This window comes from Mitsuaria sp. MSU3D (assembly GCF_056867975.1).
The window spans coordinates 2,283,176-2,298,639 of the sequence record NZ_CP200314.1 but is presented as its reverse complement, the minus strand read 5'-3'; the positions used below and the strand labels follow the sequence as shown (position 1 = coordinate 2,298,639).

Here is a 15,464-nt window from a genome sequence, read left to right as displayed (position 1 = left end):
GGGGAGAGGGGATGACTGCTGCCTTCCGGCGCCGTGCGCAGGTGATGATCGCCAGCGTGCTGATCGCGTTCTCCGGCGCGTTCTTCGGCGCGTTCTCCGGCGCGCTCGCGGCGGCGCCCGACGATCGCGAGGTCCGCATCGCGATGCAGCTGGAACCGCCGACCCTCGACCCCACCTCCAGCGCCGCCGCGCCGATCGGGGAGCTGGTCTACGGCAATCTCTTCGAAGGTCTGCTCACGCTGGGTGAGGACGGGTTGCCGAAGCCGCGCCTGGCAGAAAGCTGGGACGTGCTCGACGGCGGTCTGCATTACCGCTTCCAACTGCGCGACGGCGTGCGCTTCCACGACGGCACAGTCTTCGATGCGAGCGTCGCGAAGTTCGCGCTCGACCGCGCCAGGGCGCCGGAGTCGCCCAATCCGCAGCGCACGTCGCTGGCCGCGATCACGCGTGTGGTCGCGAGCAGTCCGCGCGTGCTCGACATCTGGCTGCGCGAGCGCTCGGGCCGCCTGCCGATCGCGCTGTCGAGCGCCGCGCTGGTGATGGTCGCGCCCGCCACCGCGGACAACAACCGCACGACGCCGGTCGGCACCGGGCCTTGGCGTTTCGACCAATGGCGCCGCGGCGACTCGGTGACGCTGCGACGCAATGCCGACTACTGGGGGGTGGCATCGACGCAGACGTCGACCTTGGAGCGCCTGCGCTTCCGTTTCATCGCCGATCCCACGGCGGCGTATGCGGCGCTGATGGCCGGCGACATCGACCTGTTCCCCAACTTCCCGTCGCCGGAGAACCTGGCGCAGTTCCGCGCGGACCGGCGCTTCGCGGTGGAGATCGGCAGCAGCGAGGGCGAGACGATCCTGGCCTTCAACCACCGCAACCCGCTGCTGGCCCAGCTCGCGGTGCGGCGCGCGATCTCCCATGCCATCAACCGCCAGGCGCTGATCGAGGGCGCGATGTTCGGCTACGGCGAGCCGATCGGCAGCCACTTCCCGCCGCGCAACGCGGCCTACGTGGACCTGACGGCCGCATCGAACTTCGACCCCGCGCGTGCGCGGGCGGTGCTCGCGGAGGCCGGCATCGCGCCGGCGACGATCCCGCCGCTGCGGATGAAGCTGCCGCCGACGTCCTACGCGCGGCGCTGCGGCGAGATCCTCGCGGCGCAGCTCGCGGCGATCGGGCTGCGGGTGCAGATCCAGAACCTCGAGTGGGCGCAGTGGTTGGACCAGGTCTACACGCGCCACGACTTCGACCTCACCGTCATCGTCCATGCCGAGCCGCAGGACTACGACATCTACGGCCGCGACGGCTACTACTTCGGCTATCGGAGCCCGGCCTACCAGGCGCTGCTGCGCGCGCTCGACGCGACCAGCGATCCGGCGGAACAGCGCGAGCGGCTCCACGCGATCCAGCGCCGGCTCAGCGACGACGCGGTCAACGGCTTCCTGTTCCAGTACCCGCGGCTGTTGGTGCGTCGCGCGGACCTGCACGGGCTCGGCACCAACGGCATCGGCGGCGTGGAACTCGCGGGCGCGTTCTTCGAGGGCGCCAGTGTGGACGGGCAGGGCGCGTCGGTCGGGAGCGGCTCGCGCGCCGCGAGTGGCCCGGCGGGCGCGCGCTGGTCGTTCCTGGCGCTCGCGCTCGTCGGCGCGGCGCTGGCGGCGGCGTGGCTCGCGTGGGTCGGTCGCCGCTGCGATCCCGGCTGGCTGGCGGCACGCGGCGTGAGCCTCGCGCTGACCCTGGTGCTGGCGAGCTTCGTCGTCTTCGCGCTCGTGCAGCTGGCGCCGGGTGATCCGGCGCGGCAGATCCTCGGGCTGCAGGCCGACGAGGCGACGGTCGCGCAGTTGCGACGGGAGCTCGGCCTCGACGCGTCGTGGCCGAGTCGCTACCTCGACTGGGTCGCCGGGCTGCTGCGCGGCGACTTCGGCAACAGCATCACCTACCGCGTGCCGGTGTCCGTCCTGCTGCTGGAGCGCCTGCCGCTGAGCGTGCCGCTGGCGCTGTACGCGCTGCTGCTGGCGGTCGCGATCGCGGCTCCGGCAGGCCTCGGCGCCGCATGGCGGCCCGGTAGTCGCCTGGATCGCTTCATCGACCAGCTCAGCCAGTTGGGCCTCGCGGTACCGAACTTCTGGCTGGGCCTGCTGTTGAGCCTCGTCTTCGCCGTCGGGCTGCGCTGGGTGCCCGCCGGTGGTTTCGAAGGCTGGGGTCAGGGCTTGTCCGCCGGGCTCGCGTCGCTGACGCTGCCGGCGATCGCGCTCGCCTTGCCGCAGGCGGCCATCCTGGCGCGCGTGCTGCGCGGCAGCCTGCTGGACCTCGGCGGAGAGGATTTCCTGCGCACCGCGCGCGCCAAGGGCGCCGGCGACTGGCGCGTGCTGTGGCGCCACGCGCTGCCCAACGCGGCACTGCCGCTGCTCACGCTGCTGGGTCTGCAGCTGTCCTTCCTGCTGGCGGGGTCCGTGATCATCGAGAACGTCTTCTTCCTGCCCGGCCTCGGCCGGCTGCTGTTCCAGGCGGTCGCGCAGCGCGACCTCGTGCTGGTGCAGAGCGTGGTGCTGCTGCTGGTCGCGACCGTGGTGCTGCTGTCCTTCATCGTCGATCTCAGCGGGCGTGCCGCCGATCCGCGCCTGGCGCGCGCGGGAGGCCGGTCATGAGCGCGCATCCGTCACGTCCCTCACGTCCTCCACATCTTCCGGGCAGGCTCATCGGCGGTCTCGTCCTGAGCGCCGTGCTGTCGGCGCTGGCGCTGCTGTCGCTGTGGTGGACGCCGTGGGACCCCGCCGCGCTGGATCTGCCCGCGCGCTTGCAGGGACCGTCGTGGACGCACTGGCTGGGCACCGATGCGCTCGGCCGCGATGTGTTGTCGCAGTTGATGCGCGGCGGCGCGACCTCGCTGGGCGTGTCGCTGGTCGCGGTGGCGCTGGGGGCCGGCGTCGGCGTGCCGCTGGGCCTGTGGGCGGCGGCGCGGGGCGGCGGGGTCGACGAGCTGCTGATGCGCGGCAACGACCTCGTCTTCGCGTTTCCGTCGCTGCTGCTGGCCGTGCTGCTGAGCACGGCGCTCGGGCCCGGCGCGATCAACGCGATCCTGGCGGTGGGCGTGTTCAACATCCCCGTCTTCGCGCGGCTGACGCGCGGCGCGGCGCTGCCGCTGTGGCAGCGGGAGTTCACGCTGGCCGCGCGCGTGGCCGGAAAGGGCGCGTGGCGCATCTCGATCGAGCACGTGCTGCCCAACCTGGGCGGATTGCTGCTGGTGCAGCTGAGCATCCAGCTCGCGCTCGGGCTGCTGGCCGAGACGGGGCTCTCCTACCTGGGCCTGGGCACGCAGCCGCCGCAACCGAGCTGGGGCCGCATGCTGGCCGACGCCCAGACGCTGACGGCGCTCGCGCCGACGCTGGCGGTGTTTCCCGGTTTGGCGGTGGCGCTCTCGGCGCTGGCCTTCCAGCTGGTGGGCGACGGGCTGCGTGAGCGGCTGAACCCGCGATCCGCCCGATCGCATGGATCGCATGGATCGAACGGATCACTCGGATCTCATGCATCACTTGGATCGGATCGATCGAATCGATCTGACTGGACCTTCCCATGACGGTGACTCTTTCCCCGCCCGGCGCGGCGCTGCTGCGCGTGCGCGATCTCTCGCTGCAGGCCGGCGAGCGCCGCCTGCTCTTCGTTCCGGAACTGGACGTGGCCGCGGGCGAGATCGTCGGCCTCGTCGGCGAGTCCGGATCCGGGAAGTCGCTGACCGCATTGGCCCTGCTGGGCCTGCTCCCGCCGGAGCTGTCGCGGCGGGGCTCGTTGCACTTGGAGGGCGTCGATCTGGGCGCGCTCGACGAAGCCGGTTGGCGGCGCGTGCGCGGCGCTCGCGTGGGACTCGTGTTCCAGGAGCCGATGACGGCGCTGAACCCGTTGATGCCCATCGGCGCGCAGATCGAGGAGGCGCTGCGGCTGCACGGTCGGGGCAATGCCGCCGAACGGCAAGCGGAGGTGGACCGGTTGCTGGAGCGCGTCGGTCTGCGGACTTCAGGCGTCGCAGCGGACAAAGCGACGGGCGTGGACTCGCGCCGCTATCCGCATGAGCTGTCCGGCGGTCAACGCCAGCGCGTGGCCATCGCGATCGCGGGGGCCTGCCGGCCGCGCCTGCTGATCGCCGATGAGCCGACGACGGCGCTCGACGTCCGCAGCCAGGCGCAGATCCTCGATCTGCTCAGGCGCCTGGCGCGGGAGGACGGCTGCGGGCTGCTGCTGATCACGCACGACCTCGGCGTGGTCGCGGAGATGGCCGATCGGCTGGTCGTGCTGCGACAGGGCGAGGTGCAGGAACAAGGTCCTTTGCGCCAACTGCTCGATCCGCCGCGTCATCCGTACACGCGGGCGCTGGTCGAGCAATCGCGGCTGACCTCGGCGCTGCCGCGTGAGACGCCGATGGCCGAGACCAGCGAGCGCGACGTGCCCGTCGTGCCCTTGCTGTCGCTGCGCGCGATCGTGTGCGAGTACCCCGCGGCCGACCGCAGCTTCTTCCGTCCGCGCCGGCGCGTGCGGGCCGTCGATCATGTGAGCTTCGACGTGCTGCCCGGCGAGCGCGTCGGCCTGGTCGGCGAGTCGGGCAGCGGCAAGTCCACGCTGCTGCGGACGGTGCTCGGATTGCAGCGGCCGGCGTCGGGCGAGGTCCGACTGGCCGGAGAGCGATTCACCGGCGCCGAGACGGCCTTGCGGCGGCGCGTGCAGATCGTGTTCCAGGATCCCTACGGCAGCTTCGATCCGCGCTGGCGCGTGGAGCGGGTGCTCGCCGAGCCCTTGCATCTGCTGCGACCGGCGTTGAGCGAGGCACAGGCGCGCGATCGCGCCGTGCATCTGCTGGAGCAGGTCGGACTGGGCGCCGATGCGCTGCGGCGCTTCCCGCACGAGTTCTCCGGCGGACAGCGCCAGCGGCTCGCGATCGCGCGGGCGCTGATGGTCGAACCCGACCTGCTGGTGCTGGACGAAGCGGTCTCCGCGCTGGACGTCTCGCTGCGGGCGCAAGTCCTGACCCTGCTGGAGCGCCTGTGCCGCGAGCGCGGCGTCGCCACGCTGTTCGTCACGCACGATCTGGCGGTGGTGCGCGCGGTCACCGATCGCGTGATCGTGCTGCAGCAAGGCCGCGTGGTGGAAGAGGGCGCCACCGCCGAGGTCTTCGCCGCGCCGCGGCATGCGTACACGCAGGCGCTGCTCGCGGCGGCGCCGGACCTGGACCGCGCGCTGGCCTCGAGGCGACGTGCGGAGGCAGACGCCGCGTAGAGGCCCGGGCGCTCAAGCGGGCGCCGAAGGTCGCTGCCGGCCATTTCGAAGTGACGGCTGTGCGATTGCCATCAACACGGCACGACTCCCTCCTATACTCCGCGCCCATCACGCCAAAGCGGTCCCGTTCAGAGGACTTCGGCGACCGATCTTTCAACGGGGAGGAACCCATGATTTCAGCGAAGCGCACGCATGCCGCCATTCTGGCGGCGATCTCGACCCTCATCGTCGCGGCCTGCGGCGGCGGTGGCGACGCCGGTCCGGACTCGGTCGCCCGGGCCTCGTCGGTGCCGACGACGCTCAGCGCCAACCAGCAGATCTTCGAAAGCTTCATCCTGGCACCCGCCGAGGGCAGCTACTTCCTGCACTGGAACCTGAACTACTCCGGCGCGCAGACCGCCGGCGTGAGCTACGCGTATTCGGACTTCGGCCTGCTGACGGCGTCGCCGTTGACGAGCGGTCCGCAGCCCAGCCCGCAGAGCGCTCCCCACAACATCACCAGCACACTGGCGCTGCCCACGCCGGGCGCCACGCGCGTGCTGAAGAACGGCGCCGTGCTGGTCGCGAGCAGGTCGAGCACGGTGTCGTACGTCGGCGACGACGTGCGCGTGGACTCGCTCGCCGCGGACGGCGTCACCGTGGTGTTCTCCGAGGTTCGCAGCAACTACGAAACCGTGGCGCTGACCGGCCTCGTCAAGTCGGCGCCGGCGGACTTCGCGCACTTCCACAACTCGTTCTTCTCGAACGCGAACGTGCTCGACGCTACCGCGACGTATCTGCCCGGCGCGGCCTACCTCAAGTTCGACCAGACCAACAAGGGCGACCGCTACAACGCCTTCGACTGCACGACGGCGACCACCGGCACCAACATCACGCCGTGCCGCACCGCCACGACGCTGACGGCCGCGCTCACTGCGGGCATCACGTCCAACAGCGACGGCACCACGTATCGCCTGGCCAACGGCACCATCAGCACGGTCGACGGCGTGTCGGTCTGGGTGGCGACCAATCCGCGTCCGCAGTCGGCCACGATGACCTCGACGGTCCAGTACCGCGTCTACTTCGAGCTGAACGGCAACGTCTACACCGGCGGACTGACCAAGGACGGCGCGCTGATGGGCGACAGCTACTACGTGTCGAATCCGGCCGGCACCACGGTCACCCAGCGGCTCACCTTCCTGCCCTTCGACATCCGCATGAACAAGGCCGCGCATGACAGCATCGCGGCGGCGATGAAGATCTGATGGGGGCGCCTTCGGCGCCGCCCCTGAACGCATGGCGCCGGGCACTGCTCGGCGCGATCATCTTCTGGGGCATTGCCGCTGTGCTGTTCCCCATGCTCCTGATGACCGGCATTCCGCACTACCAGGCGCACGGGCGACTTTTCGAGATCCTTCCCGGTCTGGCGACGCCCGCGCGGTAGCTGACGACCCGGGTCAGCGGACCGGGCGACGCCGGCCGTCCTCATCGACCCAGTACCGGCCGCCGTTGCCGTCGGAGTAGACCTCGCGCTCGCGTCCGTCGACGAGCAGCCGTCCGATGACTGCGCCCGCGACGGCGCTGAGGAACGCGGCTCTCACTTCACACACGCAAAACAAAGAGAAAAACAAAGAGAAATAGTGCGCGCCTGGCTCGCGGAATGGGCGATATCCGCCTCCTATACTCGCCGCCGCAAAACGCCGGAGCGGTCCCGTCGATGGACCGCCAGGCAGTCGATTTCAACGGGAGGAGGACCCCATGGTCTCAGTGAAGCGCAAGAACGCTGCCGCATTGGCAGCCCTGTCGGTCATCGTCGCGGCCTGCGGCGGTGGCGGTTCCGACGACGGCCCGGCGCCCGTCATCGCCACGCAGCCGATGAACGCCACTGTGCTCACCGACGGCACGACGATGTTCACGGTCGTGGCCACGGGCAGCGGTCTCGGCTATCAATGGCAGAAGAACGGCGTGGCCATCGCGGGCGCCACGTCCGCGTCGTACCAGACGCCGGCCGTCACGTCCGCGGACAGCGGCGCGAAGTACACGGTCGTGGTGACGAACTCGTCCGGCAGCGTCACGAGCTCGGCCGCGCAGCTGACGCTGCAGCTGAGCGCCAACCAGCAGGCCTTCGAGAACCTGATCCTGTCGCCCAACGCGGGCAGCTACTTCCTGCACTGGAACCTCAACTACTCGGGTCCGCAGATCAATGTCACGAACTACGCCTACTCGGACTTCGGCGTGCTGACAGCGTCGCCGTTGACCAATGGTCCGCAGATCAACGCGCAGAGCGCCCCTCACAACATCACGAGCACCTTGGCGCTTCCCTCGCCGGGACCGACGCGGGTGCTCAAGAATGGCGTCGTTCTCGTCGTGCCGGCCACGGCAGGGTCGAACAAGGTGAGCTACGTGAACAGCGACGTGCGCGTCGACTCGCTCGCCGCGGACAACACCACGGTGGCGTTCTCGGAGATCCGCAGCAACTACGTGACCGTGCCGCTGACCGGCACCATCGCCGCGACGCCGGCTGACTTCGCGCATTTCCACAACTCGTTCTTCTCGAACGCGGGCGTGCTCAACGCCGCGGCCACCTATGCGGCGGGATCGAGTTACGTCAAGTTCGCGCAGACCAACAAGGGCGACCGCTACAACGCCTTCGACTGCACGACGGCGACCACCGGCGCCGCGGTCACGCCGTGCCGCACGGGCATGACGCTGACGGCCGCGATGACCGCCGGCATCGTGTCCAACAGCGACGGCACGACCTACGTCCTGGCCAACGGCGCGGTCCGCACCGTCGACGGCGTGCCGGTCTGGGTGGCGACGAATCCGCGTCCGCAGTCGGCGACGCTGAGCTCGACGGTCCAGTACCGCATCTACTTCGAGCTCAACGGCAACGTCTACACCGGCGCGCTGATCAAGGACGGCACGCTGCTGGGCGGCAGCTACTACGTGTCGAATCCGAGCGGCGCCACGGCCGTCGACCGGCTCACCTTCCTGCCCTTCGACATCCGCATGAACAAGGCCGCGCATGACAGCATCGTGGCGGCGATGAAGATCTGATGGGATCGCCGTTGAGCTGAAGGCATTCGGCTCCTCCGTCGCCGCCGGCTTGCGCATCGACTGCGCAACACCGGCGGCGATTTCCTTTCAGGCCGTCAACAGACTCGGCCGCACCTGCTGCCAGCGCTTGCGCTTGGCATCGGCCTCGCCGAGCTCGGTGGCCGCCACGTAGGCGATGAACTCGTAGCGCGGCAACTGCTCGGTGTTCACCTCGCCGCGCAGCACGTACGTGGGCACGAGCACGCTCTGCACCTCGGTGGGCGGGATGGCGAGCAGGCCCAGTTCCACCGAGGCCACGGTCACCTTGGCGCGTTCGTCCAGTCGCGCCAGCGCCTCGCTGGCGGCGAAGCGGCGCATCGCCTCCTCGGGCTCGACGCTGGCCCGCGCGCCGATGCGCTCGACCGCCCGGGCGAAGCGGTAGGCCTGCATCATCTGCCCGTCCGCCGCGACGGTGACCTGGGCCTTGGCCCCCGGTCCCACGAGCGGCAATCCGTCAAGCGCGTAGCGGTAGTTGACCTGCAGGCCGACCACCTTGCGTTCGCCCTCGCGCTTGTCTCGCGTGGCCTGGAGCACTGACAGCTCGGTCACCGAGTGGACGTCCGGCCGTGCGTATTCGTCGCCGATCATCGCCATCACGCGCTTGGCCGTCTCGAGCGCGCGCTCGCGGTCGGGCGGATCGAGCACCAGGTGGCGGCCTTCCGCATCGATGTCCAGGCGCTCGATGCGCAGCGAGTGGCTGGCCTGGTAGACCTCGAGCGCCGAGGTCTCGTTGCGGCAGACGTACCACGCGCCGGCATCGGCGACATCGCCCTTCATGTCGAAGCGCGCGGCCAGGCGGGCGACCTTGTCCGGTGTCCAGGTGGGCGGCAGGGCCGCATACACGGGCAGCTCGCGATTCACGCGCGGCAGGTCGGGAAACTGGATCTTCACACTCATCTCGTACTCCTTGAACTCAGCAGGCGCCGCGGGCGTAGTAGAGGACGTTGGGGCTGTCCGGATCCGCCGAGACGCTGCCCTTGCCCCACCAGTGGTCGTTGTAGGTGTCGGTGCCTTCGGCGTCGGCGCGCAGGTAGGCCCATTGCGTGTCCGAGCCCTCGGTGTCCTGACAGGCCTTGATCCAGGCGCGGCGGACGGTCTCGCCGTTGTTCAGGTACTGCGCGAGGATGCGGCCGCGGTCGGCCTCGTCGGAGGTGGTGGTGTGGAAGCCGAGGATGTAGTGCAGGCCCTTGAAGACCGGCCATCCCCAGCGGCTGAACACGCCGCTTTCCTCCAGCACGTTGCAGGCGTCCAGCGCGATCCATTCGAGGTCCTGGTCGCCCCAGCGGATCTCGGTGGGTCGGGCGAGCGCATCGTCGATCTTGACGCCGAAGTGGAAGCCGCCCGGCGAGCCGTGGCCGGAGAAGAACACCATGTCGACGTTGTCGGCCCAGATCGTGTCGGAGCCCGAGGCCGGCGAGCCGACGCCCTGCTGCTCGAAGTCGCGGTCCCACGCGAGGTCGTCGCCCCACTGGAAGCGGCGCGTGGCGCTGAGCGTGTTGTAGAACCCTTCGGCCTGAGGCTTGGTGTTGGTGAGGTCGGACGCCAGCCCGTGGTACTGGCGCACCCATTCGATTCCGATACTGCCCATGTGAACTCCCCTTTGAACAGCGCGACGGCTGTGATTGCGAGGGCGCAAAGATGCGCCGGGGAGGGCAGGGCGGGCAACGCTGGAACTAGGGAGGCGGCGCGGGAGTCGGGGATCAAGCTAGGGGGGCGTGTGGGCAGCGACGACAGGATCGGCGTCATGCCGGGCAACACGTTTGCCCCGATCGGATCGGGCCGCTCCACGGTGGAGAGCCGCCGGAAAGGAACACGACGATGTTGATCATCATGGGTGCATTCGGGCATGTGGGATCCGAGGTGGTGAAGGCCTTGCTGCGCGATGAGCAGGACGTCATCGTCGTGACGCATGACCCGGGGCACGCGTGGCGATGGGAAGGGACCGGCGCGCAGGTGGCGCTGGCGGACGTGAACGATCCGGATGCCATGCGCGCGGTGTTCAGGCAGGGACGACGAGCGGTCGTCACGCCGCGGGAGCAGTGGGAGGCGTCGTTCCGCGGACTGGGGTTCTCGCAGGCGGCGGCGGAGTCCTATGCGCGGATGACCGGCGCCACGCTGGATGGCCTCGATCTGCCCGAGGTGTCCGTCAAGGGCCGCGTCACGATCGACGAGTACGTTCGCGATCTGGTGGCGGCGACGCGTCCTTCGGCGTGAGCAGCGTTGGGGGCAACGCCTCCAGCGCGTGACGCGCGAGGACACGAAGCGGAATCCAGGCCGGGTGCTGCATGGCAGCGAGGTTCGACGCCCGGCCTGAGCCCGCTGGCAGCGTCGTCGCGGGCACCGCGTCGAGCGCGCACACGAGGGCCAAGATCCAGGCTTCCTGCTCGGCGTCGAGATGGCCCTTTCCAACGAGGTACTGACCGGCTTGCACCTCGTCCTTGAGCTCCCAGGCGACATTGAAGTCGCTGACGGATTCGCATTGCTCCTCGGCTGTGGAGGCGAGGATGGCGATCGCTTCGGCGAAGACGCGATAGGTGTCGGGGACGTGGTCGTCGGACATGCGCGATCGATCGTTGCTCACAAACATTGCCCCTGCACCGCGCATGCCGCGATCAGGAGAAGCACCGGGGCCATCGCGCCGGAGAAAGCCGAGAGGGTCAATCCCGCGGCGATCTTTCCCGGCAAGGACCAGCCTCGTAGCAGCGTCCGCATGAGGACGGACGCGCCTAGCAAGGGAACGGCATACGCCGCGGCAAGCGTCGGGAAGTGAATCAGGCCGTCGTTGGGCGTGACCGCCCGCATCGTGACGTAGAGCAATGTGGCCGACGCGAGCAGTATGGCCATCGAAGCGGCGCCGTACGCCAGGAGCGTGGACCTGCGCATGTCAAACCAGGCCAGGCCGATCATTGCGATCGCGAGCGGCACGAAGAAGAAGAGTTGCGCACGGAGCATCAGCAGCCGAACGCCGTCAGATAGGTCGTCGGCGGGTTCTTTCCTGGCCGGGCCCGGCTCGACAGCACCAAGGCCTCATGGGACGAGTTCGGGCCGTTGAGGTGGAACAGGAAGTCCGGCCGTCCATCGCCGTCGAAATCGCCCATCGCTTCGATCGTTACGTCCCAGCCATAGCCGCCAAGGTCGTACTCATACCGTTGGCCTTCGATCTCCAGCGTGAATTGCGTGCCCTCGCCATACGGGCGGCCATCGGCGGTCCGCAAGCCGTTCTGCAGCGTGAAGGCATAGGACAGTCCGCCGAGTTTGAGCTGGAAGCGATGGCCAAGTTCCGGCACCAGGCGCGTCGTGCCGTTCTTGAACCGATGCAGCGGCACGACGCCCGCTTTCAGTCGAGAGCCGGGAAGTCGAACGTAGAGATCCCCGTCGTCGGAAGCGCCACCCCGATCGTCCAGCTCGATCTCCTGTTGCTGCTCGGCGATCTGTCGATGCGCGAGGATGGACTTGAACGCGGTCTTCGCCTCGTTGGTCGGGAGCGGCGTCAGCGTCATCGTGGCGGCCTTGGCGTCGACGCGCATCGCCACCCAGCCGTCCATCGGCCACTGCGCGGCGGGGAGCTTGTCGAACGGAGCGGGCACCTCATAGCTGCCCACGGAGCCACGCCACTCGCCTTGTTGCAGCATCACGCCGGGCGGCGCGAGTGGGGGATCCGCGGCGTTGACTGCCGTGACCGCAGCGATCAATCCGACGCTCCACGCGAGGCATCGCACCCGACGGTGGCAGGCGAGAGAAGACAGGGGTCGAATGAAGCGGTTCATGCGGTCCTGGGGTGCTGACATTCAGTGGTCGGGATCGGTCCAGCTTGGGCGCAAACCACGGGCGGACTCGTCCCGTACTTTATCCAGCGATTGCGGGTCGCCCATGCGGGCTTCGATCTCGCCGACACATCCCCAACAGTCACCGCCGCAGTCGGTTGACAGCGGATCGTCGGGCTGGCCGAGCAGCCGGTCGCAGAGCTGGCACTTCATCGATCTCTTGGGCCGGAGTTCCGCACTGTGTCGTCCGTCACCACGTCATTGCCGCCGTCGAGTGCCATCTCCCGGCCCGTCCACCGGGTGATGCGGGCTCCGTCGAGCTGCATCACGCTCATCTCAGGATTCATGGACCGCTCTTTACCAGTTGATGTTGGCCGAGCGGCATTCACACAAAGACACGCCTTTCGGCACCACACGTCCGCACTTGTGACAGGCATCGTCCACCGCGAGATGAAGGGCCAGGGCTTTTGCCGCTCGCGGTTCGAGCCCGAGGACTGTCTCGGCATATTTCGCAGCTTCCAAGCGACTCCGTCGAGCGAATACACCAAGCCGTACCGCGTCTTCGGGCTTCAGCTCCGAGGGCTACACGACGAAGGTTCGACATTTGAGGCACTTGATGTGCGGGCGGCCGGCGGGGTCGATCAACGGCGCGCGCGTTGAAGTGATGCTGCTCATCGCGGTTCCCAAAGCGTCTGGTCGCGCCACGTGAAGATCACGAACCACGGCAGTCCGCCGATGTCGACGAGGATGGCCGATGTACCCAAGGTGCCCGAGCCCACGATGACGGCCATGATGGCGATCACGTTGCCGACAACGGGAATGCCGGAGACGTGTCGATGCTCAAACTGTGGATGCCGCCAGCTCAAGTACAACGGCCGGCCGAACGCAAGCCAGATGTTGAAGAGCGCGAACACCAATGCCAGAGTCGCCAGGCCCAAGGCGGTCCAGGAAAAAGAGGCGGGGAGCGTCGCGGTCGCCATCGAGTGCAACACCAACGCGAAGGGTAAAACGCCCAGCGCTATCCCGGCGAGTCTGCGAGCGATCGTCATGCATCGAGTGTCGAAGGGGGCATGGCGATAGAGTTTATCGGTGGCGACCTTAGAGCAATCCGTGTTTCCGAACCGGTCTCCTCAAATCACCGCTGCGCCGCGAGGAACTCCCCCACATCCTTCGCCGACCGCTCCGGAATCTCCCGCTGCGGCAGGTGCCCGACGTTCGGATAGACGATCAGCTTCGCGCCCGGGATCGCCGCGGCGAAGCGGCGCGAGTGCTCGACCGGGATCAGCGGGTCGTAGTCGCCGTGCAGCACCAGCGTCGGCACCTTCACGGTGGCGAGGAGCTCCTTGGTCGCCGTCGCATGACTCGCGGGCGAGGCCGACATCAGGATGTCCCGATGGCCCGGATAGCGCTGGTAGCGGGCCCAGCGGTCGATCACCGCGTCGTTGATCAGTGCCTTGTCGTGGACCTGCGCGGTCAGGCCTTGCTTGATCAGCGGACGGTTGTCGATGCTGGCGAGCAAGTCCCGACCCCACTTGTATTGCAGCAGCCGGAAGGCGAGCGACGGGCTCGTGCCGGTGGCATCGCTGGGCCAACCGGCCGCGGACACCAGCACCAGCGCCTGCACGCGCTCCGGCGCCGCCAGCGCGAGCTTCCACGCCACGCCGCCGCCCATCGAGTTGCCCGCCACGGCGAAGCGCTTCACACCGATCTTGTCGGCGAAGCCCAGCACGATCGCGGTGAACGCGCCGCCATCGAGCACGAAGCCCGCCGGCGCGGCCGTCAGGCCGTGGCCGGGCAGGTCCAGGCTGATGACGCGCCACTTCTCGCGCAGCACCGGCGACCAACCTTCCCAGGTCGCATAGGAATCGCCGTAGCCGTGGAGCAGCAGCAGGATCGGCGCGTCGGCCGGCCCTTCGTCGCGGTAGTGCAGCCGCAGGCCGGGGCTGACCTCGAGGTAGCGCTCATGAGGTGTCTGGAACTCGCGCTCCAGCTGCTCGGCGGGCAGGTCGGGCGCGCGCAGCGACCACCACGCGATCGCCGCCAGCGCGACCAGCGCCAGCAGCACGACGAGAACGACATACGAAAGGATCTTCAGCAAGGCGGGACTCCAGTAGGAGGCGAGAGCCTAACCACCTGCGCGCCTGTCGCGCCAGTGCCGCTTGGACGCATGCCGCATATGCAGATGCGGACGGCTTCCTTGGGCGCTGGGGCGGCGCTGCCCAGAATCCCGGCCAGCGCCGCTTGCGGCATCACGGCCTCGTCCGTCCGGTCGACCGATCGACTGATCGACCGACCGATCGACGGATACACAAATGGACGGGGCGAGCTCTCCGACTTCAAGGGAATGCGATGAAACGATCCTGGATCCGCCTGCTGACTGGTGCGCTGGCGGGCGCGCTGGCACTGTCGTCGAGCGCGTGGGCGCAGACGCTCGAGGTCACCTTCGCCTATCAGGACATGCTGGTGCCGCTGCGCACGCTGATCGAGTCCGGCGAGCTGGAGAAGAGCACCGGCTACAAGATCCAGTGGCGGCAGTTCGGCGGCGGCGGCGACGTCATCCGCGCGATGGCCTCCGGCGACGTGCAGATCGGCGAGGCCGGCTCCAGTCCGATCGCCGCCGCCGCGAGCCAGGGTCAGGACCTGCGCCTGTTCTGGATCCTGGACGACATCGCCGACGCCGAGGCGCTCGTGGCCCGCAACGGCAGCGGCATCCAGTCGTGGAAGGACCTGAAGGGCAAGAAGGTCGCGACGCCCTTCGTCAGCACCTCGCACTACCAGCTGCTGGTGGGATTGAAGCTGGAAGGCGTCGACCCGAAGGACGTGCAGATCGTCAACCTGCGTCCGCCCGAGGTCGCCGCCGCCTGGGAGCGCGGCGACATCGACGCCGCCTTCGTGTGGGACCCGGCGCTGGCGCGCATCAAGGCCAGCGGCAAGGTCATCGCCACCTCCGGCAGCATCGGCCGCAAGGGCCATCCGACCTTCGATGGACTCGTCGTCAACGCGCAATGGGCGGCGAAGCACGAGGCCTTCGTCGTCGCGCTGGTGCAGGCGCTGTCGCGCGCCGACGCGGCCTATCGCACCCAGGGCGCGCGCTGGACGCCCGACACGCCGGAGGTCCGCGCGATCGCGAAGTGGAGCAAGGCCGATCCGAAGGACGTGCCCGCCGCCATCGCGCTCTACCGCTTCCCCACGCCGCAGGAACAACTCTCGCCCCAGTGGCTGGGCGGCGGCGCCGCGAAGGCGCTGGCCAACACCGCGGCCTTCCTCAAGGAACAGGGCCGGGTGCAGGAGCTCAAGCCGGACTACGGCGCCTTCGTCACCGGTGAATACGTGAAGAAGGCGCTGGCGGCGCGCTGAGGC

Annotated in this window: 18 protein-coding genes; 8 read left to right on the top strand and 10 right to left on the bottom strand. The window is 68.9% G+C overall.

The window, feature by feature from the left end:
* The first annotated feature begins 11 nt into the window (after positions 1 to 11).
* From AC1VNM_RS09990 to AC1VNM_RS09970, 5 genes are all read left to right on the top strand, one after another.
* The gene (locus AC1VNM_RS09990; protein WP_483106812.1) at positions 12 to 2,648 is read left to right on the top strand and encodes an ABC transporter substrate-binding protein; all 2,637 of its coding nucleotides are present in this window, start codon (positions 12 to 14) and stop codon (positions 2,646 to 2,648) included.
* A complete protein-coding gene (locus AC1VNM_RS09985; RefSeq protein WP_483106811.1) occupies positions 2,645 to 3,577 on the top strand; it encodes an ABC transporter permease subunit in 933 nt (310 codons plus the stop codon). The genes AC1VNM_RS09990 and AC1VNM_RS09985 overlap by 4 nt, the downstream gene beginning before the upstream one ends.
* Entirely contained in the window at positions 3,574 to 5,265 is a 1,692-nt protein-coding gene (locus AC1VNM_RS09980) for a dipeptide ABC transporter ATP-binding protein (RefSeq protein ID WP_483106810.1), read from the top strand. The genes AC1VNM_RS09985 and AC1VNM_RS09980 overlap by 4 nt, the downstream gene beginning before the upstream one ends.
* Positions 5,266 to 5,435: 170 nt before the next feature.
* On the top strand, positions 5,436 to 6,509 hold the full coding sequence (locus tag AC1VNM_RS09975; protein WP_377154367.1) for a hypothetical protein: 1,074 nt from the start codon (positions 5,436 to 5,438) through the stop codon (positions 6,507 to 6,509).
* Positions 6,509 to 6,688 (top strand): hypothetical protein, encoded by a 180-nt coding sequence (locus AC1VNM_RS09970; RefSeq protein ID WP_483106809.1) that lies wholly within the window; start codon positions 6,509 to 6,511, stop codon positions 6,686 to 6,688. The genes AC1VNM_RS09975 and AC1VNM_RS09970 overlap by 1 nt, the downstream gene beginning before the upstream one ends.
* A gap of 13 nt (positions 6,689 to 6,701) precedes the next feature.
* On the opposite strand, the gene AC1VNM_RS09965 is transcribed toward AC1VNM_RS09970, so the two are convergent.
* Positions 6,702 to 6,845 (bottom strand): hypothetical protein, encoded by a 144-nt coding sequence (locus AC1VNM_RS09965; RefSeq protein WP_377154369.1) that lies wholly within the window; start codon positions 6,843 to 6,845, stop codon positions 6,702 to 6,704.
* A gap of 157 nt (positions 6,846 to 7,002) precedes the next feature.
* Between AC1VNM_RS09965 and AC1VNM_RS09960 the strand changes: the two genes are divergently transcribed.
* On the top strand, positions 7,003 to 8,301 hold the full coding sequence (locus AC1VNM_RS09960) for an immunoglobulin domain-containing protein (RefSeq protein WP_483106808.1): 1,299 nt from the start codon (positions 7,003 to 7,005) through the stop codon (positions 8,299 to 8,301).
* Between the two features lie 87 nt (positions 8,302 to 8,388).
* Here AC1VNM_RS09960 and AC1VNM_RS09955 read toward each other — a convergent pair whose 3' ends face one another.
* Together AC1VNM_RS09955 and AC1VNM_RS09950 are read right to left on the bottom strand one after the other, a co-directional pair.
* On the bottom strand, positions 8,389 to 9,237 hold the full coding sequence (locus AC1VNM_RS09955; RefSeq protein ID WP_483106807.1) for a hypothetical protein: 849 nt from the start codon (positions 9,235 to 9,237) through the stop codon (positions 8,389 to 8,391).
* A gap of 16 nt (positions 9,238 to 9,253) precedes the next feature.
* Positions 9,254 to 9,928, bottom strand: coding sequence for a DUF6345 domain-containing protein (locus AC1VNM_RS09950; RefSeq protein ID WP_377154377.1), 675 nt, complete (start codon positions 9,926 to 9,928; stop codon positions 9,254 to 9,256).
* Positions 9,929 to 10,158: 230 nt separating this feature from the next.
* Between AC1VNM_RS09950 and AC1VNM_RS09945 the strand changes: the two genes are divergently transcribed.
* The gene (locus AC1VNM_RS09945; RefSeq protein WP_377154379.1) at positions 10,159 to 10,554 is read left to right on the top strand and encodes an NAD(P)H-binding protein; all 396 of its coding nucleotides are present in this window, start codon (positions 10,159 to 10,161) and stop codon (positions 10,552 to 10,554) included.
* Here AC1VNM_RS09945 and AC1VNM_RS09940 read toward each other — a convergent pair.
* The 7 genes from AC1VNM_RS09940 to AC1VNM_RS09910 form a co-directional block, all read right to left on the bottom strand.
* Positions 10,499 to 10,900 carry a hypothetical protein gene (locus AC1VNM_RS09940; RefSeq protein WP_483106806.1) on the bottom strand — a complete coding sequence of 134 codons (402 nt, stop codon included), beginning with the start codon at positions 10,898 to 10,900 and terminating at the stop codon, positions 10,499 to 10,501. The two genes, AC1VNM_RS09945 and AC1VNM_RS09940, sit on opposite strands and share 56 nt — an antisense overlap.
* Positions 10,901 to 10,917: 17 nt before the next feature.
* Positions 10,918 to 11,292 carry a hypothetical protein gene (locus AC1VNM_RS09935; protein ID WP_377154384.1) on the bottom strand — a complete coding sequence of 125 codons (375 nt, stop codon included), beginning with the start codon at positions 11,290 to 11,292 and terminating at the stop codon, positions 10,918 to 10,920.
* Complete coding sequence (locus AC1VNM_RS09930; protein WP_483106805.1) at positions 11,292 to 12,032, bottom strand: hypothetical protein; 741 nt, start codon at positions 12,030 to 12,032, stop codon at positions 11,292 to 11,294. Before AC1VNM_RS09930 ends, AC1VNM_RS09935 begins: the two co-directional genes overlap by 1 nt.
* Before the next feature lie 96 nt (positions 12,033 to 12,128).
* The gene (locus AC1VNM_RS09925) at positions 12,129 to 12,317 is read right to left on the bottom strand and encodes a hypothetical protein (RefSeq protein ID WP_483106804.1); all 189 of its coding nucleotides are present in this window, start codon (positions 12,315 to 12,317) and stop codon (positions 12,129 to 12,131) included.
* Positions 12,314 to 12,451 (bottom strand): hypothetical protein, encoded by a 138-nt coding sequence (locus tag AC1VNM_RS09920; RefSeq protein ID WP_377154393.1) that lies wholly within the window; start codon positions 12,449 to 12,451, stop codon positions 12,314 to 12,316. The genes AC1VNM_RS09925 and AC1VNM_RS09920 overlap by 4 nt, the downstream gene beginning before the upstream one ends.
* Positions 12,452 to 12,775: 324 nt before the next feature.
* Positions 12,776 to 13,153, bottom strand: a complete 378-nt coding sequence (locus AC1VNM_RS09915; RefSeq protein WP_483106803.1) for a hypothetical protein — start codon at positions 13,151 to 13,153, stop codon at positions 12,776 to 12,778.
* A gap of 86 nt (positions 13,154 to 13,239) precedes the next feature.
* The gene (locus AC1VNM_RS09910) at positions 13,240 to 14,202 is read right to left on the bottom strand and encodes an alpha/beta fold hydrolase (protein WP_483106802.1); all 963 of its coding nucleotides are present in this window, start codon (positions 14,200 to 14,202) and stop codon (positions 13,240 to 13,242) included.
* A 251-nt stretch (positions 14,203 to 14,453) separates the two neighbouring features.
* On the opposite strand from AC1VNM_RS09910, the gene tauA reads away from it, so the two are divergent.
* Entirely contained in the window at positions 14,454 to 15,461 is a 1,008-nt protein-coding gene (gene tauA / locus AC1VNM_RS09905) for a taurine ABC transporter substrate-binding protein (protein WP_483106801.1), read from the top strand.
* Positions 15,462 to 15,464: the final 3 nt, after the last annotated feature.

Coding starts and splice junctions, on each gene's coding strand:
- AC1VNM_RS09975 (WP_377154367.1), top strand. CDS start 5,436: ATGATTTCAGCGAAGCGCACGCATGCCGCCATTCTGGCGGCGATCTCG.
- AC1VNM_RS09950 (WP_377154377.1), bottom strand. CDS start 9,928: ATGGGCAGTATCGGAATCGAATGGGTGCGCCAGTACCACGGGCTGGCG.
- AC1VNM_RS09915 (WP_483106803.1), bottom strand. CDS start 13,153: ATGACGATCGCTCGCAGACTCGCCGGGATAGCGCTGGGCGTTTTACCC.
- AC1VNM_RS09960 (WP_483106808.1), top strand. CDS start 7,003: ATGGTCTCAGTGAAGCGCAAGAACGCTGCCGCATTGGCAGCCCTGTCG.
- AC1VNM_RS09920 (WP_377154393.1), bottom strand. CDS start 12,451: ATGAATCCTGAGATGAGCGTGATGCAGCTCGACGGAGCCCGCATCACC.
- AC1VNM_RS09940 (WP_483106806.1), bottom strand. CDS start 10,900: ATGTCCGACGACCACGTCCCCGACACCTATCGCGTCTTCGCCGAAGCG.
- AC1VNM_RS09935 (WP_377154384.1), bottom strand. CDS start 11,292: ATGCTCCGTGCGCAACTCTTCTTCTTCGTGCCGCTCGCGATCGCAATG.
- tauA (WP_483106801.1), top strand. CDS start 14,454: ATGAAACGATCCTGGATCCGCCTGCTGACTGGTGCGCTGGCGGGCGCG.
- AC1VNM_RS09990 (WP_483106812.1), top strand. CDS start 12: ATGACTGCTGCCTTCCGGCGCCGTGCGCAGGTGATGATCGCCAGCGTG.
- AC1VNM_RS09955 (WP_483106807.1), bottom strand. CDS start 9,237: ATGAGTGTGAAGATCCAGTTTCCCGACCTGCCGCGCGTGAATCGCGAG.
- AC1VNM_RS09970 (WP_483106809.1), top strand. CDS start 6,509: ATGGGGGCGCCTTCGGCGCCGCCCCTGAACGCATGGCGCCGGGCACTG.
- AC1VNM_RS09925 (WP_483106804.1), bottom strand. CDS start 12,317: ATGAAGTGCCAGCTCTGCGACCGGCTGCTCGGCCAGCCCGACGATCCG.
- AC1VNM_RS09945 (WP_377154379.1), top strand. CDS start 10,159: ATGTTGATCATCATGGGTGCATTCGGGCATGTGGGATCCGAGGTGGTG.
- AC1VNM_RS09985 (WP_483106811.1), top strand. CDS start 2,645: ATGAGCGCGCATCCGTCACGTCCCTCACGTCCTCCACATCTTCCGGGC.
- AC1VNM_RS09980 (WP_483106810.1), top strand. CDS start 3,574: ATGACGGTGACTCTTTCCCCGCCCGGCGCGGCGCTGCTGCGCGTGCGC.